6 protein-coding genes and 1 pseudogene are annotated in these 6,570 nt (G+C 64.9%); 5 read left to right on the forward strand and 2 right to left on the reverse strand.

Going from position 1 to position 6,570, the window contains the following annotated elements; all coding sequences use genetic code 11:
* Nucleotides 1-55: 55 nt before the first annotated feature.
* On the reverse strand, nucleotides 56-1,270 hold the full coding sequence (locus CXY91_RS20115; protein WP_100962982.1) for a DUF6538 domain-containing protein: 1,215 nt from the start codon (nucleotides 1,268-1,270) through the stop codon (nucleotides 56-58).
* 376 nt (nucleotides 1,271-1,646) lie between these two features.
* On the opposite strand from CXY91_RS20115, the pseudogene CXY91_RS20120 reads away from it, so the two are divergent.
* Nucleotides 1,647-2,023 (forward strand): annotated as a pseudogene (locus CXY91_RS20120) (transposase); the annotation flags it as partial.
* Nucleotides 2,024-2,127: 104 nt separating this feature from the next.
* Here the strand turns inward: CXY91_RS20120 and CXY91_RS30610 are convergent.
* Nucleotides 2,128-2,301: a hypothetical protein gene (locus tag CXY91_RS30610; RefSeq protein WP_199777525.1), complete on the reverse strand. Its 174-nt coding sequence runs from the start codon at nucleotides 2,299-2,301 to the stop codon at nucleotides 2,128-2,130.
* Between the two features lie 212 nt (nucleotides 2,302-2,513).
* On the opposite strand from CXY91_RS30610, the gene CXY91_RS20125 reads away from it, so the two are divergent.
* Genes CXY91_RS20125 through CXY91_RS20140 form a run of 4 tightly spaced genes read left to right on the forward strand, consistent with a single transcriptional unit; the run spans nucleotide 2,514 to nucleotide 6,542 of the window.
* The gene (locus CXY91_RS20125; RefSeq protein ID WP_158673508.1) at nucleotides 2,514-3,221 is read left to right on the forward strand and encodes a cupin domain-containing protein; all 708 of its coding nucleotides are present in this window, start codon (nucleotides 2,514-2,516) and stop codon (nucleotides 3,219-3,221) included.
* Nucleotides 3,218-4,114, forward strand: a complete 897-nt coding sequence (locus tag CXY91_RS20130) for a GNAT family N-acetyltransferase (protein ID WP_100962984.1) — start codon at nucleotides 3,218-3,220, stop codon at nucleotides 4,112-4,114. Before CXY91_RS20125 ends, CXY91_RS20130 begins: the two co-directional genes overlap by 4 nt.
* A gap of 19 nt (nucleotides 4,115-4,133) precedes the next feature.
* On the forward strand, nucleotides 4,134-5,060 hold the full coding sequence (locus CXY91_RS20135) for a 2-hydroxyacid dehydrogenase (RefSeq protein WP_100962985.1): 927 nt from the start codon (nucleotides 4,134-4,136) through the stop codon (nucleotides 5,058-5,060).
* Nucleotides 5,061-5,072: 12 nt separating this feature from the next.
* On the forward strand, nucleotides 5,073-6,542 hold the full coding sequence (locus CXY91_RS20140) for an NAD-dependent succinate-semialdehyde dehydrogenase (RefSeq protein WP_100962986.1): 1,470 nt from the start codon (nucleotides 5,073-5,075) through the stop codon (nucleotides 6,540-6,542).
* The last annotated feature ends 28 nt before the right edge of the window (nucleotides 6,543-6,570 follow it).

Raw genomic sequence — 6,570 nt, forward strand, 5'->3', positions numbered from 1 at the left:
CCTTCTCAGGTTGGGCAGACTCTACATCACAGCGAGGGAACTTCCGGGGGGCAGGTCAGAACACACCATCTTGAGAGAAGAATTGCTCTCTGCGGGCCTGCGCCCATTCGTTTATCCGCCCGCCATGGAGCAAAAGACCGAGCATGGTCCAATAGTCAGCGGGCGAAGCGTATCGTCCTCGGCCATCCACGCAGAACTGCTTGCCAAATATGGCTGCGATCTCGCCGTCCGAGAAATCGAGATACTTTCTTTCCGCGTGAACCTTCCCCTTGAGTGGCTTCAATTCTGCAAACGGGTTCCGGATGTTCATCCTCTTGCAGGCCGGGTATAGCATTGCCCGAAGCGCGTTCGTGTAAGCGTTGACGGTCTGTTCGGTCAGGCGATCTACCTTCTTCTCCGCTGCCCACGCGACGCTCTCGACGAAGCCATTGAGGTTCTCTGGCCGCCGCTTCGGGAAGGTCAGGAGCGCCTTTCTGAATTCATCAGCCTTCGTCGCCGTCAGGTGTTTCAAACCAACATCGTCGCCCAGATACTCGTTCAGAATGTTGGCACGGGCGCGCCAAAGCTGCTCGGTTTTAGGTCTGACCTTGTGCGATCGACTGAAATACTCTTTCACCGCGTCTGAAACAGTGGTTCCGCCCAGAAGGGTTTCCTCCTGATAGTAGTCAAAATCATCGGTAACCGGAAGGTTATTGCTCTCGGGAAAGAGCGCCTTCCATTCCAATTTGTTCGAGTTGTATTTCGTGTTTCGATTGATCAAGCCCACGCAAGCCTGCGTAAAACGCGAACGAGATGGCAGGATGGGCCGATACGCGTCATAATGCTTGATAATGCTATCGTAGACAGCCGATGGGTCCACCCGCTCTTTGGCTTCTTGCTCGGTGTGTGGGCTGCGAGCGGCAACATCAAAATGTGCACGCCAATTCTGCTCAAACCAGTCTCTGGCAACTTCGCGAAACAGCCCATCCCGGAGTGAATGGCTGCTGATCGGCGTTCCATCTTCGGTTTCGAGATCGAACGACTGCGCGGACTTCCTTACGCGTAGCGGCCCCACGGTGAAGACGAGTTCGCGCGAATTCGTCTCCCGCACTTTCTCGATCTTCTTGTGCCATTCGGCGATATGCGGGGCCGCAAGGACCGTGGCCTCCCGTCGTGACGAGGTGCCAAGCGCCTTCGTAATCTCGGTTCTATCGTCGAACGCCGACCGCACATCTTTGGGCAGCACGATCCGAAAGTGCCAGCGGCCCTTTTTTATCTGAAGATACGACATTCCGGGACGGCCAGATTGGGAACATGATTGGGGAACTTTTTGGGGAGATTCCTCAAGAAAAAGCCAGTGAATTCATCGAGTTCCGGATTCGTCTTTTGGTATCAATCAGTTCCCCAATGGGGGTCGAAAGAGTCCCTCCGTCTCCGCCACATTTTCCCAGTCAGCAAAATCAGGCACTTAGGTCGTCGGCATCCCGCATTGTAACCTGGATTGTAACCGTGCACCTCACCCGGAACGGTGACGCCTTCGTCTTCCAGATTGATCTGAGCCCTTAAAACTGAATCGCTTTGAGCTAGAGTTTCGCGTCGTTTCCCATGGGCTGGGAGGAGCGGAAGACGATGAAAGATTCGAAGTCTCGGACGCCTAGAAGGCGTTCATTCTGAAGCAGGGTGCCGACGGTATCCCGGTTGCGGAAATCTGCCGGCGGGCCGGGATCAGCCAGGCGACCTATTTCAACTGGAAGAAGAAGTACGAGGGGCTGCTGCCGGCTGAGATGCGCCGATTGAAGCAGCTAGAGGATGAGAACGCGAAGCTGCGCAAACTCGTTGCCGACCTCGCCCTGTACCGCGAGATGCTGCAGGACGTCATCCGCCGAAAGCTCTGAAGCCTGGTCGCAAGCGCGAGCTCGTCGGCCTGATGTGTGGCGAATGGCAGGTGTCGATCCGGCGGGCCTGTGCGGTCCTCGAGTTCGACACGTCGAGCCACCCCTACAAATCGTGCCGGCCAGACCAGGCCCCCTTGGCGGCCCGGATCATCCGTCTTGTTCCGCATGGCGGAAAGCGCAACTGCGACCTGACGCGCCTCCATGCAGACGACGTCGTAGCCAGCCTCCGTCAGTCCGTAGGTGACGGGCAGTATCAGCGCACCGGCGTCAAACCCGACCTGGTGGATCGGCTGATCGAACCCGCGAGGCAAAGAATGACATCGCGAACGTCGGAGCGCACCGAGCGCTCCAGGCAAATCTTCCCGTCATGGTCGATGATGCAGATCGCAACCGAAAGCAGCGACACATCCCGCGCAGCATAGAACATCGCGACTTCCTCCCTCTTGGATCTGCCGAGATCCTAATGGTAATTTGAACCCTCGCGGGTCCGCCCGATTGCGCATGCTCTTGCGCCACGCGGCGAAAGCGCGATGTGGCGCTGCCTGCTGCGCGATGCCGATCGCTCGTCCCGCGAATTTCCTCCAATCCGGCGGCTGGGAAACGGCCTAGCTCAGCACCATCATGCTGGATGGACCGTTCATGCCGACCTTTCCGATTGTTTTCGCCGCTCACGCCTCCGCCTCCGGCGCCGGGCCATTGTCCAAAGACGATCCGTTCGGCGCCGGCCGGCAGACCGTCTGGAGCGGGCCGCAGGACCTGGCGGTGGGGCGCGTCACGTTTTCCGGCATCCTCGACAGCGTGGCCTTCCCGCACACGGAGGTGATCGTCGTCCGGTCGGGGCGTCTCGATCTGACGCTCGCTGACGGCGGCAGGCACACGCTCCAGGTCGGCGAGAGCATCGTGATCGCGCGCGGCACGGTTTTGCGCATCGAGGCGGCGCCCGGCACGAGCTGGGTCTCCTGCGCCGGCACCGGAGCAGCTTCCGCGGCGCCCGGCGTGACGGAGCTGCCGGCCGATGCGCCGCTGGCGCCCTCGTCGCCGCCGCCAGCCAACCTTCTCGAAGGGCCGGTGCCGCAGTGCCGCAGCTTCAACGCCTTCACCGACGAGACGGCGCGCCTGCGGGCCGGCATCTGGGATTCGACGCCGTATCGGCGCGTCGTGCGTCCGCAGCCGGTCAACGAGCTGATGCATATCCTCGTCGGCAGCGTCACCCTGACTGGGGAGGACGGGCGCCCGGTCCGGATCGCGGCGGGCGAGAGCGTGTTTGTCGCGCAGGGCACGCCATGCGCCTGGGACAGCGATGAGCACATCGCCAAGGTCTATGTCGTCCAGGAGGTCGGCGCGTGAGCTCCGTGGCGTCCGCCGCCGGCACGGGCATGACCGGGATCGCGGCTTCGGACGCGCTGACGCTGCGGGCAATCCGTATCGACGATGCGGCGTCCTGCGCAGAGCTGTCGCGCCACGTCGGCTGGCCGCATCGCCGTGAGGACTGGGAGTTCGTGATCGGCCTCGGCCACGGTCTGGTCGCGGAGCGCAACGGCGAGCTCGTCGCTACCGGCCAGTGGTGGCCCTATGGCGAGAGCCATGCGACGGTCGGAATGATCATCGTCGCGCCCGAGCAGCAGGGGGCCGGGATCGGCAAGCGCCTGATGCAGGAGCTGCTCGCACAGGCCGGGGAGCGCTCGCTGATGCTCAATGCCACCGTTGCCGGTGCGCCGCTCTATGTCCGCCTCGGCTTCCGGAGCTGGGGCGGCGGCGTGCGACAGTACCAGGGGCATGCGCTGGTCGTCGCTGAGCCCGAGCCCACGCTTGGCAAGCGGCTACGCCCGGGCAGCCCGGCCGACCTGGCGATGCTCGAACGGCCCGATCGAGAGGCGACCGGCCTGGAACGCGGGCCGGTCCTGGCGGCGCTCCTGCAATGCGGCGAATGCCTGGTGCTGGAGCAGGCCGGGCAGCCCGTCGGGTTCAGCATCCTGCGCGACTTCGGTCGCGGCAAGGTGGTTGGCCCGGTCGTGGCTGCAGACGAGATGGATGCGCGCACTTTGATCGCCTGCTGGCTGCACGGCCGGGCAGGGCAGTTCATCCGGGTCGATCTGCCGCTCGGCTCCGGGCTGGGCGACTGGCTGGTCCAGCACGGTCTTGCGCCGGCTGGCGATGTCACCGCAATGGTGCGCGGCGATCTGCCGGTCGCATCCGGACCGGCGCGCCTCCACGCCCTGGTCACCCAGGCGCTCGGTTGATATCCGCGAGGTCGATGCGATGACGCTGCTGCTCAAGTCCGATGCCGCCCGCGCCGAGGAATGGACGCGGTTGCTTGCGGACAAGGCGCCGGAGCTGCCGTTCCGGATCTGGCCGGATGTCGGCGATCCCGCCGAGATTCGCTATCTCGCCGCGTGGCTTCCGCCGGACGATCTGCTCGGCCAGTTTCCCAATCTCGAATTGCTCGTCTCGGTCGGCGCCGGCGTCGACCAGTTGAATCTGGCCGACATCCCCCCGCATTTGCCGATCGTGCGGATGATCGAGCCCGGCCTCGTCGACAGCATGGTGGAATACGTCTCCATGTCGGTGCTGGCCCTGCATCGCGACCTCATTCCCTACATCGCTACCCAGCGGGAAGAGGCCTGGCGGCCGCTGCGGATCAGGCCGGCCACCGAGCGTCGCGTCGGTGTCCTCGGCCTCGGCATGCTCGGCAAGGCCTGCGCGCTGAAGCTTGCCGAATTCGGCTTCGGCGTCGCCGGCTGGAGCCGCTCGCGGCATGAGGTCGAAGGCATCCAAACCTTCGCTGGCGATGCCGAGTTGCCCGCCTTTCTCGCGCGCAGCGACATCCTGGTCTGCCTGCTGCCATTGACCGATGCAACGCGCGGCCTGCTGGGCGCCGAACTGTTCGCCCGGCTGCCGCACGGCGCGATGATCGTCAACGCCGGCCGCGGCGGCCATCTCGACCAGGACGCGCTGCTGGCAGCTTTGGACAGCGACCATCTCGCGGCAGCGGTCCTGGATGTCTGCGAGCCGGAGCCGCTGCCGGAAGGCCATCCGCTCTGGAACCATCCCAAGGTGCTGCTCACCCCGCATATCGCCAGCCGCTCGCGCTCCGAGGCCTCGCTCGACATCGTCCTCGACAACCTGCGGCGCCACCAGGCGGGCGAACCCCTGATCGGCCTGATCGACCGCGATCGCGGCTACTGAACGAGGCTTGCCATGTCGACTGTCCCTCTCGAAGATCCCAGCCTTCTCGTCGGCCGTGCCCTGATCGGCGGCGAGTGGGTCGGCGCCGCCTCCGGTGAGGAACTGGCAGTGCGCGATCCGGCGGCAGGCGTCGAGATCGGCTCGATTCCGGCGTGCGGCGAGGCCGAGACCAACGCAGCGATCGCCGCCGCCGAGGCTGCGTTCCCGGCCTGGAAGGCGCGGCCGGCAGCCGAGCGGGCCGCCTTGCTGGAGCGCTGGCACGACCTCGTGCTGGAGCACCGCAAGGACCTCGCCCGCATCATGACGGCCGAGCAGGGCAAGCCCCTGGCGGAGGCCGAGGGCGAAGTCCTGTACGGTGCCGGCTTCATCAAGTGGTTCGCCGAGGAGGCGCGTCGCGTCTATGGCAACACCGTGCCTGCGCCGACCGCCGATCGGCGCATTCTCGTCCTGAAGGAGCCGGTCGGCGTCTCCGCCGCGATCACGCCCTGGAACTTCCCCAATGCGATGATCACCCGCAAATGCGCGCCGGCGCTCGCGGCCGGTTGCCCGATCGTGTTGAAACCTTCGGAGCTGACGCCCTTTTCGGCGCTGGCGCTCGGCGTGCTGGCTGAGCGCGCCGGTTTCCCGCCCGGCGTGATCAACATCGTCACCGGGCTGCCGCAGGGTGTCGGCGCGGCGCTGACGCAGAATCCTGTCGTTCGCAAGCTCTCCTTCACCGGATCGACCCGCGTCGGCGCGCTCTTGATGCGGCAATGCTCGGACACGCTGAAGCGCTTGAGCCTGGAACTCGGCGGCAATGCGCCCTTCATCGTCTTCGATGACGCCGATCTCGCCGCCGCCGTCGCCGGCGCCCTCGCCAGCAAGTTCCGCAATGCCGGCCAGACCTGCGTCTGTGCCAACCGCATCCTGGTGCAGGACGGCATCCACGACGCCTTCGCCGATCGCCTCGCCAAGGCGGTGGCGGCGATGCGGGTCGGCGACGGGCGGCAGGAGGGCGTCACCATCGGTCCGCTGATCAATGCGGCGGCGGTCGAGAAGGTCCACGCCCATCTCGACGATGCGCTCTCGCTCGGTGCAACGCGCTTCGCCGCAGCTCAGGGCGAGGTCGACGGCTCCCGCTTCGTGGTGCCGACGGTGCTGACCGGCGCATCCACGCGCATGCGCCTCGCCAATGAGGAGACCTTCGGCCCGGTCGCGCCGCTGTTCCGCTTCAGGCACGAGGACGAGGCGATCGAGATCGCCAACGGCACGCCCTACGGGCTCGCGGCGTATTTTTACACCGAGAACCTCAACCGCTCCTGGCGTGTCGGCGAGCGGCTCGAATTCGGCATGGTCGGCCTCAACACCGGCTCGGTCTCGATGGAGGTGGCGCCCTTCGGCGGCATCAAGCAGTCCGGCATCGGCCGCGAGGGCGGCGCGACCGGAATCGAGGAATATCTCGAGCTGAAGAGCTTCCATATCGGCGGGCTGAAATCCGCCTGATCGGGAGGGCAAAGCACGATCTGCCAAA

The sequence above is a fragment of the Allobosea sp. FBZP-16 genome (genome assembly GCF_002831785.1).
Taxonomy (GTDB): Bacteria; Pseudomonadota; Alphaproteobacteria; order Rhizobiales; family Beijerinckiaceae; genus Allobosea; species Allobosea lupini.

Bases quoted from the DNA above. Each gene is read 5' to 3' on its own strand.
- CXY91_RS20125 (WP_158673508.1), top strand. From the start codon at position 2,514: ATGCCGACCTTTCCGATTGTTTTCGCCGCTCACGCCTCCGCCTCCGGC.
- CXY91_RS20115 (WP_100962982.1), bottom strand. From the start codon at position 1,270: ATGTCGTATCTTCAGATAAAAAAGGGCCGCTGGCACTTTCGGATCGTG.
- CXY91_RS30610 (WP_199777525.1), bottom strand. From the start codon at position 2,301: ATGTTCTATGCTGCGCGGGATGTGTCGCTGCTTTCGGTTGCGATCTGC.
- CXY91_RS20135 (WP_100962985.1), top strand. From the start codon at position 4,134: ATGACGCTGCTGCTCAAGTCCGATGCCGCCCGCGCCGAGGAATGGACG.
- CXY91_RS20140 (WP_100962986.1), top strand. From the start codon at position 5,073: ATGTCGACTGTCCCTCTCGAAGATCCCAGCCTTCTCGTCGGCCGTGCC.